Origin of the sequence: Chryseobacterium pennae (genome assembly GCF_003385515.1) — a bacterium.
In the GTDB taxonomy this organism is placed as follows: domain Bacteria; phylum Bacteroidota; class Bacteroidia; order Flavobacteriales; family Weeksellaceae; genus Chryseobacterium; species Chryseobacterium pennae.
Map to the genome: position 1 here is coordinate 19396 of NZ_QNVT01000040.1, position 24467 is coordinate 43862.

A 24467-nucleotide genomic window follows, 5' to 3' on the forward strand; every position below is an offset into this window, starting at 1 on the left:
TTATGTTGAAGAAATTTATTGAAAACCCCATATTATCAGCTGTAATATCCATTATTATAGTGATCCTGGGGATCTTAGGATTGTCTACACTGCCTATGACACAATATCCTGATATAGCCCCCCCAACAGTAAAAGTAACGGCTAATTATCAGGGAGCCAATGCGGCGGCAGTAATGAAAAGTGTGATTACCCCATTAGAAGAACAGATTAATGGAGTAGAACAAATGGCATTTATGACTTCAAAGGCGAGTAATGATGGTTCCGCTGAAATTACAATTACCTTTAATCAGGGTGCTGATCCTTCAATGGCTGCAGTGAACGTTCAAAACCGTGTTAATCAGGCGATGAGCCAACTTCCGGAAGAAGTAGTAAAACAAGGGGTTTCTACCACGAAAAAGCTGGCCACTGAAGTATTTAGTTTTATGCTTTATAGTGAAGTTCCGGAGTATGACGAGATGTTTTTAGAAAACTATACCCGTATTAACCTTACTCCCCAATTAAAACGGATAAGTGGTGTAGGCGATGTAGCTGTGGTGGGAAATAGTGAATACAGTATGCGTATTTGGTTAAAACCTAATGTGATGGCAGCCTATGGCTTAGTTCCTACCGATATTATTACGGCTTTAAAAGAACAAAATGTAGAGGCCGCACCAGGAAAAATAGGAGAGAACAGCAGGCAAAGCTTTCAGTTCACACTGAAATATACCGGACGTCTGGAAACCCCAAAAGAATTTGGAAATATTGTTATCCGTGCGTTGGGCAATGGAAAAACACTCTACCTAAAAGATATAGCAGAAATAGATTTAGGAGCCTTTTCTTACGAAACAACACAGACGGCATTTGGTCATCTGGGAACCTATATCGCAGTGAACCAGACAGCAGGATCTAACGCTTATGATATCATTAAAGCCTGTGAAGAAAAACTGAAAGAAGCCGAGAAAAATTTTCCAACAGGAGTTAAATTGGTAATTTATACCAATTCAAATGATTTTCTGTTAGCATCCATCAGTAAACTTATTTATACACTTATTGAAGCTTTTGTTTTAGTATTTATAGTCGTATTAATATTTTTACAGGACTGGCGTTCTACCTTAATATCAGCCATTACTGTACCTGTGGCTATTATCGGGACATTCTTTTTCTTGAATCTGTTTGGTTTTACGATCAACTTATTAACCTTATTTGCTTTAGTATTATCCATTGGGATTGTTGTAGATGATGCCATCATTGTGGTGGAAGCTGTACATGCTAAACTACATGGAGGATCCACAACAGTAAAGAAAGCCACGATCAGTGCAATGAATGAGCTATCTACCGCAATTATCTCTATTACTTTGGTGATGGCTGCAGTATTCGTCCCCGTTACATTTATTAAAGGTTCTGTAGGAGTATTTTACAAAGAATTTGGGATCACACTCGCAGTAGCTATTCTAATTTCAGCAGTTAATGCCCTAACATTAAGTCCTGCTCTTTGTGCTCTCCTGTTAAAACCGGAATCAGATAACCATCCTGAGAAGAGAGGTTTTTCTGAACGAATGAAAGTAGCCTTTAACAGCAGTTTTGACCGTATGACTGATCGTTATGTGGATGTTTTAAAATTTCTGAATAAACGGTTGTGGCTAGCACTGGGAGCGGTAGTGGTCTTTGCAGGAATATTTATTTACTTAAGCAAGACAACCCCAACAGGATTTGTTCCCAATGAAGACAGTGGGTTCATTTATGGAAACGTGATTATGCCGCCTTCTACCTCTTTACAGGAAACGGTTCGCATAGCAGATCAAATTGATAGTATCACAGCCACGATTCCACAGTTAGGAATGAGGGCTCGCTGGGTGGGAGGTGATTTCTTCAGTGGGAAAGGAAGTTCCTATGCCGCTCAGTATGTCAAGTTAAAACATTGGAATGAGCGTAAAGACAAAGGAGATGACTCACAGACTATTGTTCAGGAACTCTTTAAAAAAACAGCGCATATTAAAGGAGCCAATATTGTATTTTTTGCAGCTCCCACTTTACAGGGATTTGGTAATAATTCAGGATTTGAATTGCAAATGCAGGATAAAACAGGGGGAGATTACAAGAAATTCGAAGAAGTAATGGGGAAATTCATAAAAGAATTAAGCCAACGTCCCGAAATTATGTTTGCAACAACATCATTTAATACAAATTTCCCGCAATATGAAGTTTCTGTGAATGTGGTTAAAGCAAAAGAATCCGGGGTAAGTGTTACAGAGATCCTGACCACTTTACAAGGGTACTTAGGTGGTGTGTATGCTACTAATTTTAACCGGTTTGGAAAGCAGTATAAAGTAGTTATTCAAGCAGCTCCAAATTTTAGAGAAAATAAAGAAGCCATTGATGGGCTGTATGTAAAAAACAGTGAAGGTACCATGACGCCTATTACTGCTTTTATTAATCTAAAGAAAGTCTATGGTCCTGAATTTTTGACCCGGTTTAATTTGTTTAATTCTGCAATGGTTAATGGAGCTCCTAATGCAGGATATAGCTCGGGAGATGCAATTAAAGCGATTGAAGAAGTAGCAGCAACCCTTCCAAAAGGATATGGATTTGAATACTCAGGACTTTCAAGAGAAGAAAGTACAAGTGGTAATCAGACCGTAATTATTTTTATTCTATCCATAGTGTTTGTGTATTTCTTATTAAGTGCCCAGTTCAAGAGTTTTATCACGCCGCTGGCAGTTTTATTTTCATTACCTATTGGTTTAGCAGGTGCATTTATCTTTGCTCAGCTATTCGGGATAGATAATAATATCTTTCTACAGATCAGTTTGATTATGCTTATTGGTCTTTTGGCAAAAAATGCTATTCTGATTATTGAATTTGCACTTCAGCGAAGACTACAGGGACAATCTATAAAAGAAGCAGCTATAGAAGGAGCTCGTGCCCGGCTAAGACCGATCTTGATGACATCGCTGGCTTTTATCTTTGGATTATTGCCTTTGATGCTGGCTTCTGGTGCGGGTGCTTTGAGTAATAAATCGATAGGGACAGCTGCAGTAGGCGGTATGCTGATAGGGACACTGATAGGAGTATTGGCTATTCCAGCTTTATTTGTTGTGTTTCAATCTATTCATGAAAGAATCACCGGAAAACCTGCATTGGCTTCAGATGAGGTTCTCAATCCAATAAATTAATTAAACATTCCAAAGAGATGGGATGGCCATTTCTTTGGAATATAGTATTACGAAAGAATGAAAATATATCTTAAACTATTAATTACTCTATGTATTACAGGGGCACTCGTTTCATGCAGCCCAGGGAAAGTTTATCAATTTAAAAAAGAGGTCAATGAACCTTTATATAGAGAAATGAACCAGACAGATACCGTTAGTATTGCACAAATGGACTGGCAGGAGTTCTTCTCAGATGCTGATTTAAAAAACTTAATCCAATCTGGTTTACAAAACAATCTAGATTTGAAAATGGGTATACAGCGAATTGAGATCGCTCACTCGATGTTAAAGCAGTCCAAAGCTGCATTTTTACCTGATGTGAGGGGAGGAGGAGGATTTAAACAATCAAAAATGTCATATCCGCAAGGTCTTGGAAATAGTAAGGATACGGCTTTATATGATATATATGCTAATGCTTCCTGGGAAATAGATATATGGGGCAAGTTGGCAAGTAACAAACGGGCTTTCCTCTACAGACTTATGCAGTCGGAGTCTGTGCAGCGAGCTGTACAAACGCAAATAGTGGCGCAAATAGCAGACTATTATTACCAACTTTTAACCTTGGATAAACAGCAGGTCATCTTAGAAAAAACTATTGAAAATATGGCACTGGATGTAAAAACAATGAATAGGCTAAAAGAGTCAAATACAGTAACTGGAGCTGCCGTGGTACAAAGTGAGGCCAACTACTATGATGCCCAAGCTGATTTGCCTCGTATTAAAAGAGAGATAAGGGAAGTAGAGAATGCCATAAATGTATTGTTGGGGCAAGCAGCCCAGCCTATAATCCGGGGAAGTTTAGATCATCAAAAATCCCACTACAATTTGAATGTAGGAGTGCCCTCACAGTTATTAGCGAATAGGCCTGATGTACATGCTATGGAGCTTGAAGTGGCTTCTTATTTTGAAGAGATCAACGTTGCTCAGCGAGCTTTTTATCCCTCGTTGACAATCACTGCATCAGGTGGTTTCTCCAGTTTTGAGTTGAAAGATTGGTTTTCCTCTACAGGTTTTTTTGCCAATATTGCGGGAGGTCTGGTTCAGCCTATTTTCAATAAGCGGCTCAACAAAACTCGTTTAGAAATTGCCCGGGCTAATTATCGGGGGAAAGTATATGATTTTCAAAAAGCTCTCATTACTGCAGGACAGGAGGTTTCGGACGCTTTGTATAGTTATGAATCTGCAGCAGAGCAGGAACAGAAACGTATGGTGCAAATAGATAAACTTAGTTTAGCCGTTGATTATACCAAAAAGTTGTTGGTCTATCATTCGTCAACGAATTATACTGATGTATTGACCTCCGAACAGGCTTACCTGGGTGCTCAAATACAACTGACTAATGATCAATTATTAAAATGGCGGTCAGTTATTAAACTTTATCGTTCATTAGGTGGTGGTGTGAGATAATATAGCTTTTCTAAAAAGTAACGTATATATCCGAACTCTTTTTTTACTGATATAGAAAGTATTGTGGATTTATATTGCTGATTTAGCACCTTATTAACTTAATATATAATTTTATTTTTTTAGATATTTGTACATGACTCTATTGATAACTTTGGATAATCTTAGTGATCAGTATAGAACTCCCAATTATTTTAATTTCTCTTTTGGGATTTGCTATTGATTATGTACTATTAGCGCTGGCGTCTTCTATTTGTTGGTTGTTTTTTGGGAGGGTTGCCGGTCTTACCGGGGCTAGTATTTCAACAGCTAGTGCATATTTGCCCTCCATTCTGTACAAAGCAATTGGCATTTTTTTACTATGTATAAATTTAATTGGACGGAAAGAACTGTAGGTCTGTCGCTCGGTTTGCTTGGCTTAGTACAAGGAATTCTAATTAGATGGACAACTCCAAAATTAGGAGAACATAAAAGTGTATATTTTGGGTTGCTATTTTATGCATTAGGTTTAATGGTTTTTGTATTTACTAATCAAGGATGGATGATGTTTGTTTTTCTCGTTCCCTATTCCTTAGGAGGAATCTGCGGGTCTGCACTTCAATCAATAATCAGTAAAAATGTTCCTGCAAATGAACAGGGGGAGCTGTGGGGAGCATTATCAAGTTTAGTGAGTGCTACCTCTATTTTGGGACTTCCAATTATGACAAACTTATTCTATTATTTCACTCATGATAAAGCTCCATTTCAATTTTCAGGAGCTCCATTTTTTTTAGCATTCATTTTAATGTTTATTAGTGTAATTGTTATATATTTTGCTTTTCGACAAAAAAGTGAAAAGGAAGCTAAAGATTAAAAAATGCAATAATTTGAATAAGTAGGGAGCAAAGATTTAGGCCTAAACCAGTTGATTTATGTAAATGATCATTACGATTTTGAAAAATATTATTGATCTTGCTTTTTTGATGCTGAAACAAGCAAAAGCAAATACCTTATCATCGGCGAGGCTTAGACTCCATTGTTGAAGCCTAATATATACTGCTTTCTATAAACCGGAACAGAAACCAATCAAATTATTGTTTCAGTTCATAAAAAATCTTAATAAGGAAATTTATGTATGTTATTGTATTTGTTGCTAGTTTTGTAAGGTGGTTAAAGTAAAAAGAATAACTCCAACAGATTTCAGGGGACATTACATGTCTGAAATGTCGACTGATTTTCCGATATTAAAAACAGCTGTCCAGATTCATGATATTGGAAAAACATCAGGCTTTATTAAAGTGCCTACGCCTTTACATAGGCCGGAATACAATTTTATTGTTCATATTACCAAAGGTAATGCAAAACAGCAGGTAGATGCGGATTTAATATCAATAAAAGAACATGAAATCTTATTGGTAAGGCAGGGAAATGTAACTTCACTAAAAGAAGTAAGCCCAGATGCCGCAGGGCACATTATTTTATTTGAAGACCAGACGCTTAACCAAATCCTATCAAAGCAGGAGCTCATCAAGCTGTTTTCAGTTAATAATATTATTCATTTACCGCAGGAAAATAGCATCTGGCTAACCTCCCTATTTGAACTTTTGAGTACTGAGCTTTATTCTCAAAATGCAAACTTAGATATTTGCTATTCACTTTTGCAGGCCGGGCTGCAGAAAGTTTTCAGCTCAGGTTGCGAACTGAAGAAAGGGGTCAACCGAAGTGCAGAAATTACTTTCAATTTTAAAGAATTGGTGTATAAACACTATATTGAATATAAAACGATTTTGTTTTACGCTGCTGAACTGTCTGTTTCTGAAAATTATCTTCATAGGTGCATTAAAGAAACGATAGGTGAGAGTCCAAAAGAATGGATTAATAAAGTAAGTATTTTGCAAAGTCAATTGCTATTACAGGATTTAACCAAGAGCATTTCACAAATAGCTTTCGAACTTAATTATGGTGATCCCAGCTATTTTGGACGCCTGTTTAAGAAAATAAGTGGAGTAACACCTTCAGAGTACAGAATGACATTTATGCAGGATTTGTCCGAGTAAAGGTTGATTTAGTTTTAAAGTATTTCTTGTTTTCAGACCACCTTTGTATTATTAAAATTCAAAGAAAATGAAAACATTGATTACGGTAAGAAATGCCATCAGGAAAAGGGTTAAAACGATTTTTTCCTTTAAAAACAGAGCTATTATCAAAAAATACCGCCTTTGTGTAATTGTTTCGGCTTTCTTCCTTTCAAACAAAAGCCAGGGTCAGATTATTCAGGATGTTGCTGGTATTGCTGTCACGGCTCATCATAAAGCTGGCTTTAAAGATGTTCCTTCAGAAAGTTCTCTGTCAGAAAATAAGTTCCAACTCAATACTTATGATGCATGGGTATCTATACCTCCTTTCGAAATTGGTAAAACAAGTGTTGTTAGTAATCTGAACTATCGGATGATGGATTTTAATTATGACACAAATTCTATACAAGATCCCAGTCGTATTGAAAGAATTCATGAGATAAAATCTGTATTTATAATTAGGCACCCACTTTCCGAAAAGTGGTCGGTTTTAGGAATAGCCATGCCAACTATCGCATCCGACTTTAAAAAACCGTTTTCTTTTGATGATTTAATTCTAGATGGTATAATCGGATTGTCGAAGAAATTCGGTAGGGAGTCGAATCTTGAAATCGGACTCGGAGTTCATGTTTTACATTCTTTTGGGGAGACTTTGGTGACTCCAGGAATATCAATTGATTACCAAAGTACCGATAAAAAATGGTTAGCCCAATTTTATTGGCCGAGATTAAATGTGCTTTATAGTCTAAGCCCAAATACACAGATAGGTTTGGCCGGATCGATCGATTGGACACGCTTTAACGTGAAAAATTATAAAGACTATCATCTTAAAGAAGTCGATTATGCTCAGTTTTCTACCATTCATGGAGGTCTTCAGGTTCACCAACGCTTAGTGGGTGGAATCTGGCTGCAGGCTCAAGCCGGAATGGGACTTTTAAATCGGTATGAATTGTTCGATACCCATCAAAAAACAGTCAATGATTTTTCTGTCTCCAATATGGCTTATGGGAAAGTTACCATTACCTATCGTATCGGCAGAAAATAGACAAATAAAAATAATGAAAACAATTATTTTCAGTTTCTTGACTATACAATGTATTAGGTGTTTTCAAGACCTGAAAATGAAGTGAATCAAAACCAATTTCATAATCAATACCCAATTACAATTTTATGAACAGTACCAATTCTCTTGAATCAACTTTTAACTTTCGAGGCCTGATTACTGCAGCTCTGCCTGCCTATGTTTTTCCTGCCTTAATGTCTTTTATATCTGGTTTTCTACTTCAGAACAATAATCTTATGACAGCCAGTTACAGCAGTATTGGTTTGTCTTCCTTATTATCAACACTTTGCAGTTTTACCTTGCTTTGGCAGCTTGAGTCGAAACGAATATTAGTACGAAACAAGCTAATCAGATCTTTGTTGATCATTGTACTGATAATGGGTTTAGCGACCTTAGGTATATGGCTATTCAATTGGCACCACGAACGGTTTAATATTTTGTTCTCCACATTTTTAGGTGCTGCGATACTCATCATTCGCGACCTTGTGATCAAACGTAACAGTTAAATTATTTATGCATAAAAACTCAACAACAGAAACATCTCAAACTTAGAAAAAATGAAGAATAAACTAAATAGAATACCCATGAAGAATAGGGATATTGAACGCTTAATCCATACTAAAAGAATCAATTTATTTCAATGAAAAAAATAAAACCAGTTATCGTTGTTTTTGGATGTACGGGTACCGTTGGAACAGCTGTGATGCAAGAGCTTAAGAGTCGGGATTGTATGGTAAGAGGTATTCTTCGAAACCCTGAAAGACCTTATCCGGTACCATTGGATAAAGCTCCATCGAATATAGCCTATGTAAGTGCCGATTTAAACTCTGTTAACCAGCTTAAAAAAGTTTGCAAAGGGGCTGACGCTTTGTTTCTTTTAACAGCAACTGGTCCCAATCAGGTAGAACATGAAATTAATATTATTGATGCTGCAAGACAAAATGGTGTAAGACGAATCGTCAAGTTATCGGCTCCTATAGTTACAATGCCCAAGGTAGAGGTCAGCCAATGGCATAGCACAATAGATCAGTACCTTTGGCAAAATATAGATGAATATTGCTGCCTTAGGCCACATTCTTTTATGCAAAATTGGGAACGAAATACTTTTACCATTCAGTATTTTGGGAAAATTTACGGAGCACTTGATACAGCAAGAAGAAATTATATCGATTGTCGTGATGTAGCTGATATAGTCGTAAATTACTTGTTGACACCTGAAGAAATAAAAGAAAAATCGGTGGTTCTTGCAGGTCCACAAGCCATTAGTCATATAGAAATGGCAGCTAAATTATCTCATGTTACCGGGCGCACTATTGAATATGTAAATGTAACACCAGAAGAACTGTTTAACCAGTTAATCAACAGAGCGAAATTCCCCATATGGCTGGCTAACCATATTGTAGAGCTTGATGAGCTGGCCATAAAAATTCCTGAACCGGAAAGGGATAACATCACCAATTTAATGTCACGAAAGCCACGCATTATGGAAGAATATTTACAGGAAAATAGACATTTGTTCAAACGAAAGCCATTGTGGAAATTGCTGTTTTAAGCTTCTTTATGGTAATGTTATAGAAATATTGATAAAGAAGTACGATTAATTATTATAGGTTTAAAAATTAGGAGTTATAAATATTTGATATAGAGATTGTTATGTGTGAAAAAGAGAGATAGCTATCAAAGAGTTGTTTCATTAAGTGGCTCAACGAGCGTATCTTCAAACACTTTTTGTCGGTGATTTAATTCGTTTGAGCCAAATTAAACACTTTTTGGCTATCTCCTGAACAACATTTAACTTTTTGTAGCTAATAGGCACCGTATTACCATGATTAAATAAGCGATACGAACCTGTGGTAAAGAATGCTCTTTAATTGTTTAGGATAGGGTCTGTGGCGTAGTTGAATAGGTTTGCATGTTGACGGAATTTTTGATCATCCGCACTGTGTAAATAATTCTTACGTGTGTGTAATATACAAATAAAATAATGATAATCAGTTATTTATATTTTTTAATTTTGAGGAATATTGATCTACATTTGCAAAGTATTCATAAAGAAAGGTTCCTGCCTTCGCTTAACCGGTCTATTGACACTGATCGGTCTTGCTTCTTCAGTTCCCCCGTTTATAGATCCAATTTTTTTAATGATATTGAGAATGCTGATTTCTTGATCTTAAAAAATGACCCGATATTGCAGGCTTGGGATATTTAAATATCTTATGCATAGTATCAATGAGCCGCACAAAGAATGACAGGTAGATAGATGAAAAATTACTGTTTATCCTACATGTTATAATTCACAACAAAAATGAAATCTGTAAAGTGTACAGATCCCATTATATTAATTTTAATTTTATTACAATGCAAAAAGGCACCGTAAAATTTTTCAACGAAGCAAAAGGCTTCGGTTTCATTGCACCATCAGAAGGTGGCGCAGATATCTTTGTACATACCTCAGGACTTGAGTCAAGAGGCATCCGTGAGAATGACCAGGTTGTTTTCAACGTACAGAAAGGGGATAAAGGTTTAAACGCTATCAACGTTAAACTGGCATAATCTGATCGATATAGTAATTTGTTATATTAATTATATTACCGGCCTCCCGCATATTGCGAGAGGTCTTTTATCTTTTTATGAACACTCTAATCGGGAGTATTGAACTATTGAATCAAAAAACATAATGCGGATCGTCAATTACAAAGAATATAAATCACTGGAGGGAGTCATGGTTGGAAATTCTCCATGGCGTACGATTGACCAGAAACAGATCAACAAATTTACAGATGCCATCCAGGATAATCAGTGGATTCATGTGGATAAAGAGCGGGCAGCCAATGAAAGACCTTACAGATCAAGAATTGTACACAGATATTTGACCCTTGCGCTGATCCCTTATCTGTGGAAGCAAATCGCATTGTTGCAGAATGTAAGCCTTAAGATCAATTATGGAATCGTAGACCTCAGATTCGGTATGCCTGTAAAGGTAAATGCTGAAGTATCATTGCTGACAACGATCAAATCGGCCTATAATCTGCTGGGATTAATCAGAGTCATTTTCGGCGAAAGATTCGTATTCAAGGATTCGGCGAGACCTGCCTACACACATGATGTACTGTTTTTCTATCAATTCAACTAAAAAATATTAAGTTTCTGTCATTGGAACTCCCAAGCTAACGGCTTATCTTACATTGATAACATCTTGTTTTCTAAAGAAGGTGAGCTATCATACCACCTAAGAAATTGAACTGCGTTCTTCTTTATGAATCAAAATAAATATTTACGGTATTGGACGATTGTCGTGCCGGTCTTATCATGGCTCTTCTATTTCGGGAGCTTTATCTTTTCATCTGGTTTTTATTCAATCCTGCTAACTTCCTTGTTACTAGGAAGTGTGCTCACTGCGGTCTATCACTCTGAAGTGCTTGCGCACCAGCTGGGCGAGCCTTTTGGTACCCTTCTTCTTGCGTTTGCCATAACGGTGATAGAGGTTGGGCTGATCATTTCCATTATGCTTGGAGCGGAAGATCTCGAGACCATTACCTTGGCAAGGGATACTGTCTTTGCAGCAGTTATGCTCATTCTTAATGGAATTATCGGTATCTGTATCGTCATTGGCTCGATGAGATACAGGGAGCAGGCTTTCACTTTGAAAGGTGTAAGCACAGCTTTGATCACCTTGACGGCGGTGGTCGTTTTTGTTCTGATATTGCCTAACTATACGGTAAGTCACAGAGGAGGTGAGTATACCTCTTTTCAGCTTTTGTTTATTGCATTAGTATGTCTGGCGTTGTATCTCGGATTCACGATGGTGCAGACGATCAGGCATCGGAGTTTTTTTATATCTCCTCGTGATAAGGCTCTGGAGAATACTATTGAATATGACAATAAAATCAAAGTTTCCCAAAAAAGGATGTATGTCAGTAGTTTGATGCTGATCGTAAGTTTGGGAGTGGTCGTTCTGATGGCCAAACTTCTTTCAAAAGACGTCGAATATCTGGTCGTCGCGGTCGGAGCACCAAGATCTGCAGTCGGAGTTATTATTGCGGGAATCGTACTCTTACCGGAAGCTCTTGCGGCAGTCAGGGCAGCCAGAAATGACCGGATACAGACTTCGCTTAACCTTGCATTCGGTTCTGCCCTGGCGAGTATCGGACTAAGTATCCCGGCTATTGCGATCATATCGGTAATCAGCGGGATTCGTATGACATTGGGAATCGATGTCAAATCGACAGTTCTTCTGGGGCTATCGCTTTTCATCATCACGATTTCGTTGGCCACCGGAAAAACCAACATTATGCAGGGCTTTGTGCTTCTCGGCATATTTATGATTTACCTCTTTATTACGATTGTTCCCTAACTCTATCAATAAGATGGGCAAATAATATTCTTATGCTGCAAGTAGACATTAAAAGCTATATTCATCAATAATAAAATAATATTATGATTGGCGGGAACTGTCTGAGATTGAATAGCGCTGTGCTGAGGAGATTTGCCGGATGTTCTCTGCTTTTTAGCGTAGATGAGGAAGTAGGTCATTGCTTTCAGATCGTTAGTGGACTTATAATATTTTCGAGAGCTGATTAGGACATAACATAATCTGTAAAATTTTGGGTAAAGTCGAGGTCAAGTGTTTGGTATTAAGTTAATTGCTATCGATCTGTAATGTCACTGTCATTACCGACTGTACTGTTCTTCCAGTGCCAAAAGACGGTTTCACATATATGATCACATCCGAAAAGGGAATTGTGATGCATATCATGAAATACCTTTCTAAGCAACTATACACTCATATGGAAACAATTCGCAAAGAGTTTAATAAAAGCGCTTCTGACAAAATTGCAGAACTCTTTCAGTTACTAAAATTTGAAGGGACTGACCAGGAATTATTCTCTTTTGAAATGAGTCTGGGCAATGATGGCCGGGCTTAATGTTGAAATATGCAGTGGCACCATAAAGAAGATGGAAGAAAAGGACTCAATCAAGATAAGGATTGACAAAATATATTTCTGTATGTTAAACAAACAATTCGATATTCTAGTAAGGTTACAATTATTATATTTTAGTATCAAAAAGTTACAATTAACCAAAAGAGAAAAAATATTATAACTTTAATGAGATTTCAACCCATGTTTCAAGGTCGCTAAAATCTCTGATAGAGCACTTTTAGACTGTATATTTTAGATAGGCTAAAGATTTTACGTGAAAAAAATCAAACCATAAAATATCAAGCTGTAAAAGATTGATAAATAACTTGTTATGTATATAAAAAAAGAGACAACTAATAAATAGTTGTCTTCTTAAGTGCTTAACAGGACGCTATTCAAACTCTTTTTTTTAAGACCTTGAAAGTGTTTTAAGTGTATTTATTTGAAAATGAATATGTTGAAAGTGGTTATTTTGTTTTTTTAATGCTTTTAATATCATTGATTCTTAAATTTAGAATTGTAAAATCTTCAAATTAATAGATTATCTTATTTGAAATTATAATAAAACATATCTTTCAATACATTTGTCTCCTCTTCAATCCATAAATCTTCTTTAATGAGTTTAGTTATTATTTCTCGTTCTTTGGAAGAGAATACCTCTTTATCTAATCCAGAAAAAGGAACTTTGTAATTCCATCTGCTGTTTTGCATGAAAGAATCTGATGGAAGATATTGATGCGGAGATGGAGGAGTCAAAATTTGGATTTCTGTGCCGCGGTTTTTTAGTTTACTCTTTATGCGTTGGAATATTTCTAACCCATGAAAATCCCAGTCGCAACTGTAATACATAGGGTATACCAGTTCCATTTCGTCAATATTGTCTAAAATTGCGATGTTGTTTCCACCCACATGCCATAGCTTGACTTCCAATTCTTTGGCATTCCAGGGCTGTTTGAGAAAGGATTTGTTTTCACAGAGTATAATGGCTTTTGGAGTGGGATAATCAACAACCAGTCTGTATTGCAAATCTTTTGACGTTTGTGGGAATTCATCTATTTCCAGGATTTTCAGTACTGCGTTGCGAACGCTGTTCCTAAATTTCAAATATTTTGAACCTGCATAGTCGAAAACTTTACCTGAAAAGTCCTCTATGTTTGTGAGGTTGCCTCTGAGCTCGTTCCTGCTTTCGTAAATAACCATTAAGGTACGTATATCTTCTTCGGTGAAATTTTTACCGCCGTCTGGCCGAATGCCTGCCTGATTAAGAAAGTTGTAATAGTATTGGTAAGCAGATTGAAAATTGGCTTCGTAATATTCTTTATAACCATCCCCTGCAACTAGAATATTGCTATTGCCTTTTTTTTGAGCAATAAGTTCTGTTTGTGCCATTAAGTAACGGATATAGTCTACTTGCTGAATTTTTGCTGTTGTTTTCTTTTTTTCATACAAATCATTCAGTGCTTTTAATACGGGCCATGTAAAATCCTTACTATGTAGTTTCTTCAAAGATTTCATTGATGTGTTCTGTTAATTGTCCTCTGTGAAAGATACCTAATGGTGGTACATAGGTCAAGCCATTAGCATCTTTATTGTCGTGCATGATATAGATATATTGTCCTTCGTCATTAATATCACCTGCAGTTTCGATTGACATAGTAACGATTTGGTACTGTTCCTTTTTTGCTAGTTTATGTAACATTTCGTAATTGCTTCCCAAGCCTTCTGCTTCATCAATCGGCATAATTCGTATTCCGGTGCGGTCTTCGTCTTCAATGAGCGATAGTCTGGCGAGGCAAAGCAGTGCATTGGCTGTATAGGTTTGCCCATTGCTTCCAGAATTTTTTTGCCCGTCTTGCCTGATTTCAAAAAGGAGATCAAAATAAGAGCGTGGGTTGAGCAGGTCGTTTATGGTGGCTTCTCTTGTTCCGTTTGCTTCGCGGAATACACTAATCATGATGTCGTCAATGTCTTGTTTGTTATTTGTTGCAAATAGGCCTGTTTCCTGCATTTCGTTGGTGAGCCGTTTTCTGAAAACTTTCATCCAATCATCTGGATATCCAGTAGCTGGTGTATGTTGCAATGTCGCATAATTAGCTCCTGTAATCTTATTTTTTGACAGGTAGTCGCTTATTTTCTGGACTTTGGTCAGATATCCATTATAAATTGTAGTTAATTCTTTAAAAGTGTTGTGTAGAATTTCTATTTTTCTGGAACCAATGCGCTGCAAATCGTTCGTGAGTTCGATAAGTCTCTTTTCAATCTGTTCGCCAATAAGTTCTTCTTGTATTTGTTGCGTAGGGAAAACGGTAGGCAACAGTTTGTTGGCCAGTACACCTAACGGTTGCAAAAAACATGTTTAGTGCATATAGTTCATTTGTTCAGGCAAATGAGCAGAAAATGCTTCAAAAAATGGAGATCTCCAGCGATAAGAAGAAGAAAAAGTTACAAAGTCAGCTAGATGCAGGTTTGATTACCCAGGAGCAGTATAAGAAAGAGACAATAGCCATAGATGCAGAACTTGATCGCAAAAAAGCTGAAATAAAATATAAGCAAGCAAAAAGGCAAAGGATGATGCAAATTGCTGAAATTATATCTAATACTGCTCTTGCTATTATGCAGGCTTGGGTTAACCCAGGATATCCTATGGCAATTCCGTTATCAGTAATAATTGGTGCTCTTGGAGCCGTACAGCTTGGCACTGTTATGAGCCAGCCTCTTCCAGCAGCACCAGGTGCAGAAGACGGTTTCTATCCTGTTCTAAGATCTCAGGACAATAAACTTTTTAATGCAAGAAAAAGAAAGTCTAAAACGGGGATTTATGACGAACCTACTATGTTAGTGGGAGAAGCTGGAGCAAGCATGCCAGAACTTGTTGTATCTGGAAAAACTATGCAAAAGATAGATCCAGCAATTCAAAGAACCTACATGAACGAAATTAAAAGAGTTGAAGGTTTTGAAGATGGACTTTTCCCGAATCAGCCAGTATCTTCAGGAAATGATGATTTACTTATCCAGGCGATAGAAATTATTAAGGCTAATACTGAAATTATGATTTACCTCAAAGAAAATGGTGTTAAAGGCTATTTCTTAAAGAATGCCAGAACTGGAAAGGATGTTCATGAAATGACAGAAGAATATTTAACATTAACTAATAAAAACAAACATTAATATGCCACTAACATTCCCAGAAGGTGGGGGAGAACCACAGGATTATTTGAATGCAAACACACTCACAACCAATATTACCTGGAAAAGAGGTGATCCTTTACCTGCTAATGTGAAAATTGACCTACAGTATTCTACAAGTAAGGTTTATTTACAATATCGTATTAGATTTGATTCTAACAGTTCAGGAACTCCCATTGATGTCAATGATGTTTCTGATGGTAATTCTATTATTGAATCCTTTTCAACACCATTATCTGACTTATATAAGAATTTCTATCTTGTTTTTAAAAATTTTGATAATCTTCAGGATGGTAATTATAATACTGAAGTATACTTTACACTTTATGGTGTTCCTGGTACACCTGGTTTTTTAGAATTTATAAATCAAACTTCTGTAAAAATAGGATTAACCATTCAAGGGAATGATCTATTATAACAGATAAGAAAATTTATAATGTAATTTTTAATAGACAGAATAATCAAATATCTGGAGACAATGATGTGGTGATTCAAGGTAATTCTAATAATGCAGATCTTTCTTTTTTTAATAATCTGGCTATTTTCAATAATATTGATGTAATTCAGAATAATCATTTTTTGCTTGAACCTTCAGAGGTTTTACAAGACTTTGATGAAGAACAAATACAAATAGCGGTAACCCAAAAAAGGTTGTTTCAAAAGTTTATCGAGATGAATCCTCTATTGAAAGATTTGGATGCGCTAATGAAATATGATTTAAAATATATGAATTGAATATTGGTTATTCTACAATCTTGATTAAAAAGGTTTTGAAGTGCCTGATTTTTCTAGAAGTTGTGATTTAATATATTTGCGCCCTAAAAATAAATATTATGAATCAAAAAAATCACATCGAAGAAATTAGTAAATACAATGCTAAGATTTCTATTTACAATTTAGTTTACAAAAAGTTCAAAATTAAATGGTGGGCTTACATTATAATTCCGCCATTGTTGCCAACCATTGCATCTTTTACATTCCTATTCTACGAAAAAGATTTGTGGATTGTTTTGACTTTTCCACTCATGATATTCTTTAGTGCTATTTCTGTTAATTATATGATAGGAAGAATTGAGATCATTATTAGAACATATTATAGTTATGCCCTGAATGAAAATAATAAATATAATTATAGCTCATTTTTGGAAATACAAAAAAGGGCACTAATAGATTTACTGGGAGATACTCTGACTAAAAAAGATAATTTACTCTTTTTGATTGATAAACTTTCAGCTCAACAAAATAAATATTCCTATGGGCTTTCAGTGCAAACGGTAGTAATAACGATTTCTATTATTACAGGAGGGTTCTTATCTAAGTTCTTGGATTATTCGTCAGATATGCAGGATTTTTATGATGGTTCCAGAATTCTAATTTCTGTTATACTATTAATTGGCTTTACAATTATTATTGTTGATTTTTTCCTTGTAAAAGGTTTTGTGGAGCAATATGTAAAAAACAAAAATAGAATGGTAAGGACCTTAGTTAATATTTATCTGGATAAATATATTGAATAATTTAGTTCAATTTACTTAAAATAAGATGATTGGCTTTACTTGTCTTTGGTAAAACCAATCATTTTTTATTACCTAGCAAAGTTTAAATATTCTTTTCGTACCCAACCAGTTTCAGCGGTATTAGTTTTTATAACTAAACACCATTTTATATTGTCTTTTAAAATTTCTACTTGGTTATTTTCTTGCAATGTAAAAATTTCCTTAGATGAGTCTTTGGGGTAATTTCTTATTGAACATTTTTGATTTGCCTTTACTAAAATATTGCTATTACTACTATAATTATTAATAATTTGAACTGTCGTTGGAGTCTTTTGACTTTCTCCTTTAATTTTTTCTAATATTATTGGCACAATAATTTGCTGAATCAAAAACAAAATAAATAATCCAGAATATTTTATAGATGGATTGTTAACAATATAGTTTTTAATTGAAGTAACTAAATTATTGAATATCTCTAATGAACTATCATCTAATTCTTCCGCACGGTTTGCTAACTCTTGTGCCAGTATTTCAATTTCTTCATCGTTAGGTAATTGTATTACATCATTTAATGAGATACTGGCAAGTTGTGTCCAATAACCAATAGGATTAATTCTATTTAAAACTTGATTGTTAAGTAATTGTGAATTAATGCTTTTCATAGCAATCAGAGTTGATTCATTAGTTATATTATCTAACCTTCTAACTAAATCATATATGGAAGGTGGTAATCCTATTTTTGTGTTTTTATTGAATTCTTCTAATATTGTAGAGTTACCAGAAGCGTTTAATTTTCTAGTTATTTCCATAAGAGGGGATGAAATAATACTATTAAGTTACTCAGTAAAAGTAGACAACTTTCTTAAATTTTCAAGGTTATTTAAACTTTGCATTTTTTGTATTTTATTAAATTTTTAAATATGATAGACTTATTTTGTTTGGTTTATGAGTGTTATTACTTCGGAACAAATATTCATAATAATTTCTAAATCACATCTGAAAAATTCCCTTCTGGTTGTTAACCTATACATATCTAATTTTTCGTGTATAATTTTCTCTGCTTCAATACAGTCTTTTGTTAAATATTTGTGGATTACAAAAAAATTATCAATTGTACTTGTATTAGAGAGCTCTTTACTTCTAATTTTTGCATCTCTTTTTGTTAGACCAACTTTGAAAATATTTTCCTCATGCGCAGGTTGTCTCATTATATAAATATATCCTGCATTCTCATTTGTAAACTTTTCAACTTCTTTAATTTTCGTTACAACTTTAGGAGCTGTATAATAAGTATCATTACGCTCTACCCAAGTTTTCCCGATAACTTTTTTTCCATATTTATCTAATCCTTCCTCTTCAATTCCTATTCTTTTCCAAAATCCTGATTTTTCGATTTGAAAACTATTATCATTTAACTCGTGATTTTTGATGTAAGCCTGAGAATCTGATTCTAAGTAATATAAAGGTTTAGCATAGATTTTATACTTATTTGGAGCATTCTGAAAATTACGTTTCACTAAAGGTGACGTTAATAGTTCTGAAAGTTTTGTTTCATATGTTACATCAACCAATTTTTCTTCATTCTCAAATACGTAATATGGAAGTGCTAAGCAATATTTTGCAAAATCAAATACTGCATCATATTTACTTAATTCTTTTAATTGGTTATTAAATATTTCTTTTCTTTCATCACTTGTCAATTGTGTTTGCTCAGCAAAAATTGCAAAAAAATCATCAGTTAAGACTCTGAAACTAAGATTTTCGTCTCTAGCAACATGTCGAATATCAATTGTTTTACGTTTAATATCAAAAAGTAAAGAAACATTATAACTCCATAAATTATTATGCTCTTTAAAATTTACTATTTTCGCATGAGTTTCGTCAGTTTCAATCGTTAATCCTAAAGATTTTTTTCTTTCACTCATAGTCGCATATAATGCTTCTTTTGTTCTGTCTTTTAAATACTCTTCTGCTTCATTTTTATCATATGTTTCACCACATTGTAAAAGCATAGAAACATTATTGCCTTGTCTAATGAGAGATATGTTTCCTATGAAAAATGAAGTATCATTTGTACTAGAAAAGTTATATTCTTCAAAATCAGAATTAAATTGAAAATGATAAATTATATTTTCTGGTATATTTTCAAAATAATCAATACTATCTGAATCAAAATCATTGGAGGTCACAAAGTTTAAAAAATCCAAAAGAGAAACAGAGTAAGCTTCTTCTTCCTCAATTAGTTGAAGAATTGAATTTTCTATATTAAAAATAAAAAAAGGTTCTAATACATTAAATGATGTGGGAAATGAATGTGGACCAAGGTTTATGAATCTCCCAGCATATTCTTGTAAGTAATATCTAATTGTATTCTCATTTGCTGTATCTAAACCATTATATGTTTGCAAAGCTACAATTTGCCTACCAATATCAAACTTTCTCTTTAACTTTTTCCATAATTTGGGATTCTTAAGTTTTAATTTTTCAGTAAGATTTTCATCTTTTTTTTCTTTGAAAATTGAAAATAATGTTTTTGCTCTCATGGTTTAGATTTTTAATAGGTAATAAAATTGCATAATTAAATTTAATTTGTGCAAAATTTCTTAATTATTCATCATTACTTCATCTTTTCTAAACTCAAATAAAATATTGCAAGTTCACTGGATGCTGAAACGGCTAGCTTTATATAAATTACATCTAGACTTTTAAACTCAGGTAAATGTCCGTGCCCAGTTCCATAGGAATTTCGTAATTCAGATATTCCGTGTACTATATTTGAAAAGCCACTCAAAATTTTTGCGATTGATGATTTAGCTAGCTCAACATTTTCAACTTGAAATGGCATTAAATCAATTTGTTTATTAGTTTCTTTTACTAATTTTCCGATATCCCAATCTTTATTAATTTCTACCTTAGCTTTGTTCAATATGTGCTTACAGCAAGTTTCTATTAATTCCTTGGAAATCCCTAAAGCTACATGAGGATTATTTTCTATTGAGTTATTCATAAGCCTTATTTGCTTATCTACATACTCTTGGGTAAGTAATTGTGTTATCTCAATCGCTTTTTTTTCGGATTGTTTTTGATGTTCATTTTTTAGGTATCCTCTCCAGCTAATGCCCCTTACATAGATTCCATTCGATTGCCCTGATTCGGTAATTGCTGATTCGATTGCCGTAACTTCCTGGGAATATTCATTGATTCTGCGATAAATTTTCAAAGGTACATTTACAATTACCTCATACATATAAGTCTCAACATCACTATCCATTGAAAATAAAGTGTCAATGTACATTTGGTTGATTTCACAATTCTCTAAAAAGATGGCAGCTTTTTCTTCCTCAGATTCAATTAACCAATCATAAATATGTCCCTTTAGTCCATCCATTTATCCTCCTATTTTTTTAAATTTAAGTTTTTAATTTGACAACTCAGAATTACATTTTCTTTTGTTATAAATTTTAATAACAATATAAATAATATGTTGTAAATATATAATACCTCGATTGTATCTAAAACATTAAAATAATAAAAGTAATTTATACCAAATTCTCGTAAATATAACCATATGTAAAAAAGTCTATTTCCATCAATACAATGGTTAATTTAGCAGTTTTAATAAGAGTTTTTTTCTACTGATTCATACGCTGAGTTTAATTTATTAGCGATAGCCGCAAATTGGTTTTTAAATTTTTCTTTGTTAAATCTCATGACTAATTTTTTAGGTAGTTGTTAAATAAAAAAACCTTTATCAACAGAGATAAAGGTATGTATTCCAGGTTTTTATTATTTACAATATTATTCTTCTACAAAATTCTGTGCGGACTTTACAACTGATATTTTACCACCAATAGAACATTGACAGGTTGAGTTATCTAAAAGCTCCTTTTTACCCTCAATTTCAAAATCAGAGGTATTATCCCATTTAACAGGAGAAGGTGTACAAGAAGATCTTAAAACACTACATACACCAAAAGGTTTAATATTGGTATTAGGCTGTTTGTCCTCTTCCGTAGCCTGTAACTTTCCATCAATGCTCATAAAAGATTGACTTGTTACTGTGAGTGGAGTTGGTGAAGCTCCTTTATCACATTTTAATTGAGTTGTATCTGTGATATGCTGGGGCATATTATCATTTTTTTGAGGTTTTCTTTTTTGGTGTCAGTCCAATAAGCTTTCTTATATAACTATCTAATTTCTTAGATTCATAGAAGTCAAAACAATTGTAAAATATTATGTTCTTATCTCCTGTTTCAAAATGTAGATTGTTTTTTATTGAATAGTATTGACCCGTTTCATTAATAGTGTAATCTATTATTTTGTTTTTCAGTTCATCATTCTCCAAAAAATTTCCATTTATGGAAAATTGAACCCCTGAAGCATCTTTATATGTATTATAAAAATTTGCATCTATCTTTTGATAGTTATAACTCAGGCATTTATCAAATGCGTATTTTTTCACTTCTGTTAATTTATCCTGTCCTAAAACTTCAACAGTAGACATAATTAAGAACGCAAATGCGTATTTAAAATTCTTTATTTTAATTCCCATAACTTTATTTCATCTGTTTGTATAACAATATTCGTCCTTTTAGAAGAGTCATATCGTTCATATTTCATTTTAAAGTAATAATATTCACTATTAGGATTGTTATGCTGAGGGTCTCCAGGATATATTAAATTACTTCCATCCCAAAGTGTAAAATGTCCAGAGGCGTTCCCCCAACCAGATACTTTAAACATAATAATTCCTTTCATTTTACGAAGTTTATCCCAATTTTCTTTAGACAAACCTTCTTTTACTTGTCCTAATCCTGCTTTTTTTAATGTCTCGTCAAATTCAGGTTTGCCTAAGTGATCTTCCAAGTATTTACCCAATTCCTTAACTCTATACCAGTAATTTAACTTATCATCACCTTTATGGACTCCTCCTTTTGCTCCTTTTGCTTTATATTTAGAATTATCGTAAGGTAATTTGAAACCACTGTAGTTTAATCCTTTACTCATTCTAAAAGCACATGTGTTCTCCCAATCAGTGGCTGATTTATTATAATACCCAATCAAGCCATTACCAATCTCATTATACAATGTAATTACGTCCACGGAGCTATTAGGATAGTTTTTAATCATATCTCTCCAGCTTGGTCTTAAAACCTGAACTGGTCTTGTCTGTTGATTTCCACTTGTTGCAACGATACCTCTCCGTTGTTCAAGTAATGTTGGTATAAAATTATTAATTTTCATAATGTATTTATGTGTTTTCTGTTTCTTCCGTCATAAGCTCAAGAGTGTAAGCTTTTAATGGCTCTTTAAAAATTACCATTCCATCTTTATCAACAGTTCCTGATAAAGTTAATTCATTAATGCCATCTGCTAATGGATCACCATCATCAGACTTTATAGTAACATCAATATTTTCTCCCTCCTCATAGTTTCTTGTCTGAACAATGAGATTCATATCAACAAAAAACTTGGAATCATCCATTAAAGATGTATTTTCTTCTTCATAAGCCCAATACATTGATGCTATTTGCTTTTCTTTTGTATAATCAAACTCACCATTTTGAGGAAGTTTATTCATTTGTGGAGCTTTGTACTCAATTTTATCTTTAGCAGTCAATAATGAGTTTGCTCCGTATACATGCATTCTGTCTTTTGCTCCGAACTCTGTCTGACCATCGGTATATCCTATGAATTTTTCTTTACCATAAAGGTCTAAGTGAGCTTTTGCTGATATTTCAGTATTAGTCCCAGCATTGATGATCGTTTTCTTACCACTGTCTTGACTTATCTCTTGTTTAGCAATAATTTTGATATTTTGCCCAACATTAGTATCCATATTCTTTCCTGCATTGGTTTCAATATTCTCTTCAATATCAAACTTCAGGTTCTTCGACTTTATAGTAATAGTTTCAGGGGCGGTAATATTGATATTGCTTCCTTCTGTGTCAAATCTGAGTTCATTACCACTTTTATCTGTCAAGAGTATGCTTTCGTCTTCTGTAAACACTAATCTATGTCCACTTCTGGTCTGTAAAGATTTTACACGGTTGTTCATTCCACCTCCTAGACCTACACCACCATGAAACATTCCACCCATGGCAAAAGGAAAATCAGGGTTATGATATTCAAAACCCACCATTACCTGATCTCTGATTTCAGGGACAGTAACAAAACCTCTGTTCTGGCTTACAGCATCTGTTCCACCAGCATCAGGACTCATCATTCGGATAAAATGGGTAGTATCATTCAATTGCCAATCAAATCTTACTTGTATTCTTCCCTGGTTTAAAGGATCAACGTTAGAGATCACAGTTGCAACCTGTGGTTCAGCCTTTGGTATTATAAAATCAGGCTTAGGCATAAATCCAGTGCCTTCAGCTATTGCTTCAAAGCTTCCTGTATAGTAGCCTCTTGCATCAACTTCATGATTTACTTCAGTCATCATCAAAGTGGTGAAGTGTGAAGTCTGATTGCTATCTGGTTTTCTCATCGCTAAATCTGCTACACAACCTGTATATAGAAATGGTACAGTTGTTTTTCCTGAAACGGTAAAAACATCTACTGCTTTACTCCCTCTTGCACTTTTCTGAGAATCGTCTATATCAAGAAACATATTAGGATTTACAGGAGCAGGAGTCAGTGAGCGGGTTTTAAATATATTGTTGTTAAGCTCGTATGTTTCAGATGATAATTCACCAAGATGTTTGATTTGATTATCAACTCCGACCATCTTTGCATGGTTACTGCTATTATAGCCAAAATATTCAGGCTTGATATGTACTGCATTAAGTTCTATCTGTACATCATTGACATTACTGCCATCAATAAGCTTTATGGACTTTTCATGAGGTGGTAACTTTCCGAAGTGAAGCACTTCACCATCATAATAAAATTGTTCTCCATAAGCCTCTGCAATTCTGGCAAGGTAGTTATAATGAGTTTCGCAGTATTGTGAACTATAATTAATATATCCCTTGTTTTGGGTGTCTATTCTGAAATCGAAATTATTAGTTCCCAAAGATTCTTTAATTATCCTATCAGCAATAATTTGTAAATCGTCAGCAAAAAGTGTACTGATTTAGGCTCTCACTTAAGGAGTGTTTCATAAGAGATTAATTTTTAAATTTGATATTATGAACACCAGGAAA

21 protein-coding genes and 1 pseudogene are annotated in these 24467 nt (G+C 34.3%); 13 read left to right on the forward strand and 9 right to left on the reverse strand.

Translation table 11 applies throughout. From position 1 onward, the window contains the following. Nucleotides 1–2: 2 nt before the first annotated feature. The 10 genes and pseudogenes from DRF65_RS26420 to DRF65_RS26470 all read left to right on the forward strand — a co-directional run bounded on the left by DRF65_RS26420 (nucleotide 3) and on the right by DRF65_RS26470 (nucleotide 12637). Nucleotides 3–3152 (forward strand): efflux RND transporter permease subunit, encoded by a 3150-nt coding sequence (locus DRF65_RS26420; protein ID WP_115973696.1) that lies wholly within the window; start codon nucleotides 3–5, stop codon nucleotides 3150–3152. Nucleotides 3153–3209: 57 nt separating this feature from the next. Beyond that, nucleotides 3210–4598 carry a TolC family protein gene (locus DRF65_RS26425; RefSeq protein WP_115973697.1) on the forward strand — a complete coding sequence of 463 codons (1389 nt, stop codon included), beginning with the start codon at nucleotides 3210–3212 and terminating at the stop codon, nucleotides 4596–4598. A 118-nt stretch (nucleotides 4599–4716) separates the two neighbouring features. Further along, a pseudogene (locus DRF65_RS26430) lies at nucleotides 4717–5448 on the forward strand (MFS transporter); the annotation flags it as partial. A gap of 349 nt (nucleotides 5449–5797) precedes the next feature. Further along, complete coding sequence (locus DRF65_RS26435; protein ID WP_228438969.1) at nucleotides 5798–6631, forward strand: helix-turn-helix domain-containing protein; 834 nt, start codon at nucleotides 5798–5800, stop codon at nucleotides 6629–6631. Between the two features lie 67 nt (nucleotides 6632–6698). Further along, a complete protein-coding gene (locus tag DRF65_RS26440; protein WP_115973699.1) occupies nucleotides 6699–7694 on the forward strand; it encodes a DUF6268 family outer membrane beta-barrel protein in 996 nt (331 codons plus the stop codon). Nucleotides 7695–8352: 658 nt separating this feature from the next. Continuing rightward, nucleotides 8353–9264: an NmrA family NAD(P)-binding protein gene (locus DRF65_RS26450; RefSeq protein WP_115973701.1), complete on the forward strand. Its 912-nt coding sequence runs from the start codon at nucleotides 8353–8355 to the stop codon at nucleotides 9262–9264. An 806-nt stretch (nucleotides 9265–10070) separates the two neighbouring features. Further along, a complete protein-coding gene (locus DRF65_RS26455) occupies nucleotides 10071–10265 on the forward strand; it encodes a cold-shock protein (RefSeq protein WP_115973702.1) in 195 nt (64 codons plus the stop codon). A gap of 124 nt (nucleotides 10266–10389) precedes the next feature. After that, complete coding sequence (locus DRF65_RS26460) at nucleotides 10390–10845, forward strand: MaoC/PaaZ C-terminal domain-containing protein (RefSeq protein WP_115973703.1); 456 nt, start codon at nucleotides 10390–10392, stop codon at nucleotides 10843–10845. A 123-nt stretch (nucleotides 10846–10968) separates the two neighbouring features. Then, on the forward strand, nucleotides 10969–12066 hold the full coding sequence (locus DRF65_RS26465) for a calcium:proton antiporter (RefSeq protein ID WP_115973704.1): 1098 nt from the start codon (nucleotides 10969–10971) through the stop codon (nucleotides 12064–12066). Between the two features lie 364 nt (nucleotides 12067–12430). After that, nucleotides 12431–12637: a hypothetical protein gene (locus DRF65_RS26470; protein WP_115973705.1), complete on the forward strand. Its 207-nt coding sequence runs from the start codon at nucleotides 12431–12433 to the stop codon at nucleotides 12635–12637. A 543-nt stretch (nucleotides 12638–13180) separates the two neighbouring features. Here DRF65_RS26470 and DRF65_RS26480 read toward each other — a convergent pair. After that, nucleotides 13181–14149 (reverse strand): hypothetical protein, encoded by a 969-nt coding sequence (locus tag DRF65_RS26480; RefSeq protein ID WP_115973707.1) that lies wholly within the window; start codon nucleotides 14147–14149, stop codon nucleotides 13181–13183. Continuing rightward, the gene (locus tag DRF65_RS26485; RefSeq protein WP_115973708.1) at nucleotides 14124–14981 is read right to left on the reverse strand and encodes a hypothetical protein; all 858 of its coding nucleotides are present in this window, start codon (nucleotides 14979–14981) and stop codon (nucleotides 14124–14126) included. Before DRF65_RS26485 ends, DRF65_RS26480 begins: the two co-directional genes overlap by 26 nt. A gap of 5 nt (nucleotides 14982–14986) precedes the next feature. On the opposite strand from DRF65_RS26485, the gene DRF65_RS26490 reads away from it, so the two are divergent. From DRF65_RS26490 to DRF65_RS26505, 3 genes are all read left to right on the forward strand, one after another. Further along, nucleotides 14987–15802, forward strand: coding sequence for a hypothetical protein (locus tag DRF65_RS26490; RefSeq protein ID WP_115973709.1), 816 nt, complete (start codon nucleotides 14987–14989; stop codon nucleotides 15800–15802). A 1-nt stretch (nucleotide 15803) separates the two neighbouring features. Continuing rightward, nucleotides 15804–16238, forward strand: a complete 435-nt coding sequence (locus DRF65_RS26495) for a hypothetical protein (RefSeq protein ID WP_115973710.1) — start codon at nucleotides 15804–15806, stop codon at nucleotides 16236–16238. A 415-nt stretch (nucleotides 16239–16653) separates the two neighbouring features. Continuing rightward, nucleotides 16654–17337, forward strand: a complete 684-nt coding sequence (locus tag DRF65_RS26505) for a hypothetical protein (RefSeq protein WP_115973712.1) — start codon at nucleotides 16654–16656, stop codon at nucleotides 17335–17337. A 68-nt stretch (nucleotides 17338–17405) separates the two neighbouring features. Here DRF65_RS26505 and DRF65_RS26510 read toward each other — a convergent pair whose 3' ends face one another. The 7 genes from DRF65_RS26510 to DRF65_RS26540 all read right to left on the reverse strand — a co-directional run bounded on the left by DRF65_RS26510 (nucleotide 17406) and on the right by DRF65_RS26540 (nucleotide 24337). Continuing rightward, on the reverse strand, nucleotides 17406–18125 hold the full coding sequence (locus DRF65_RS26510; protein ID WP_115973713.1) for an SH3 domain-containing protein: 720 nt from the start codon (nucleotides 18123–18125) through the stop codon (nucleotides 17406–17408). A gap of 120 nt (nucleotides 18126–18245) precedes the next feature. Beyond that, entirely contained in the window at nucleotides 18246–19859 is a 1614-nt protein-coding gene (locus DRF65_RS26515) for a GIY-YIG nuclease family protein (RefSeq protein ID WP_115973714.1), read from the reverse strand. Between the two features lie 74 nt (nucleotides 19860–19933). Further along, nucleotides 19934–20704 carry an abortive infection family protein gene (locus tag DRF65_RS26520; protein WP_115973715.1) on the reverse strand — a complete coding sequence of 257 codons (771 nt, stop codon included), beginning with the start codon at nucleotides 20702–20704 and terminating at the stop codon, nucleotides 19934–19936. A gap of 410 nt (nucleotides 20705–21114) precedes the next feature. Next, the gene (locus DRF65_RS26525; protein WP_115973716.1) at nucleotides 21115–21444 is read right to left on the reverse strand and encodes a DUF4280 domain-containing protein; all 330 of its coding nucleotides are present in this window, start codon (nucleotides 21442–21444) and stop codon (nucleotides 21115–21117) included. A gap of 4 nt (nucleotides 21445–21448) precedes the next feature. Then, nucleotides 21449–21868, reverse strand: a complete 420-nt coding sequence (locus DRF65_RS26530; RefSeq protein ID WP_115973717.1) for a hypothetical protein — start codon at nucleotides 21866–21868, stop codon at nucleotides 21449–21451. Next, the gene (locus DRF65_RS26535; protein WP_115973718.1) at nucleotides 21853–22560 is read right to left on the reverse strand and encodes a type VI secretion system amidase effector protein Tae4; all 708 of its coding nucleotides are present in this window, start codon (nucleotides 22558–22560) and stop codon (nucleotides 21853–21855) included. The genes DRF65_RS26530 and DRF65_RS26535 overlap by 16 nt, the downstream gene beginning before the upstream one ends. 7 nt (nucleotides 22561–22567) lie before the next feature. Continuing rightward, nucleotides 22568–24337, reverse strand: a complete 1770-nt coding sequence (locus DRF65_RS26540; protein ID WP_115973719.1) for a phage baseplate assembly protein V — start codon at nucleotides 24335–24337, stop codon at nucleotides 22568–22570. Nucleotides 24338–24467 lie beyond the last annotated feature (130 nt).

Coding starts and splice junctions, on each gene's coding strand:
- DRF65_RS26420 (WP_115973696.1), top strand. CDS start 3: ATGTTGAAGAAATTTATTGAAAACCCCATATTATCAGCTGTAATATCC.
- DRF65_RS26425 (WP_115973697.1), top strand. CDS start 3,210: ATGAAAATATATCTTAAACTATTAATTACTCTATGTATTACAGGGGCA.
- DRF65_RS26435 (WP_228438969.1), top strand. CDS start 5,798: ATGTCGACTGATTTTCCGATATTAAAAACAGCTGTCCAGATTCATGAT.
- DRF65_RS26440 (WP_115973699.1), top strand. CDS start 6,699: ATGAAAACATTGATTACGGTAAGAAATGCCATCAGGAAAAGGGTTAAA.
- DRF65_RS26450 (WP_115973701.1), top strand. CDS start 8,353: ATGAAAAAAATAAAACCAGTTATCGTTGTTTTTGGATGTACGGGTACC.
- DRF65_RS26455 (WP_115973702.1), top strand. CDS start 10,071: ATGCAAAAAGGCACCGTAAAATTTTTCAACGAAGCAAAAGGCTTCGGT.
- DRF65_RS26460 (WP_115973703.1), top strand. CDS start 10,390: ATGCGGATCGTCAATTACAAAGAATATAAATCACTGGAGGGAGTCATG.
- DRF65_RS26465 (WP_115973704.1), top strand. CDS start 10,969: ATGAATCAAAATAAATATTTACGGTATTGGACGATTGTCGTGCCGGTC.
- DRF65_RS26470 (WP_115973705.1), top strand. CDS start 12,431: ATGATCACATCCGAAAAGGGAATTGTGATGCATATCATGAAATACCTT.
- DRF65_RS26480 (WP_115973707.1), bottom strand. CDS start 14,149: ATGAAATCTTTGAAGAAACTACATAGTAAGGATTTTACATGGCCCGTA.
- DRF65_RS26490 (WP_115973709.1), top strand. CDS start 14,987: ATGTTTAGTGCATATAGTTCATTTGTTCAGGCAAATGAGCAGAAAATG.
- DRF65_RS26495 (WP_115973710.1), top strand. CDS start 15,804: ATGCCACTAACATTCCCAGAAGGTGGGGGAGAACCACAGGATTATTTG.
- DRF65_RS26505 (WP_115973712.1), top strand. CDS start 16,654: ATGAATCAAAAAAATCACATCGAAGAAATTAGTAAATACAATGCTAAG.
- DRF65_RS26510 (WP_115973713.1), bottom strand. CDS start 18,125: ATGGAAATAACTAGAAAATTAAACGCTTCTGGTAACTCTACAATATTA.
- DRF65_RS26515 (WP_115973714.1), bottom strand. CDS start 19,859: ATGAGAGCAAAAACATTATTTTCAATTTTCAAAGAAAAAAAAGATGAA.
- DRF65_RS26520 (WP_115973715.1), bottom strand. CDS start 20,704: ATGGATGGACTAAAGGGACATATTTATGATTGGTTAATTGAATCTGAG.
- DRF65_RS26525 (WP_115973716.1), bottom strand. CDS start 21,444: ATGCCCCAGCATATCACAGATACAACTCAATTAAAATGTGATAAAGGA.
- DRF65_RS26530 (WP_115973717.1), bottom strand. CDS start 21,868: ATGGGAATTAAAATAAAGAATTTTAAATACGCATTTGCGTTCTTAATT.
- DRF65_RS26535 (WP_115973718.1), bottom strand. CDS start 22,560: ATGAAAATTAATAATTTTATACCAACATTACTTGAACAACGGAGAGGT.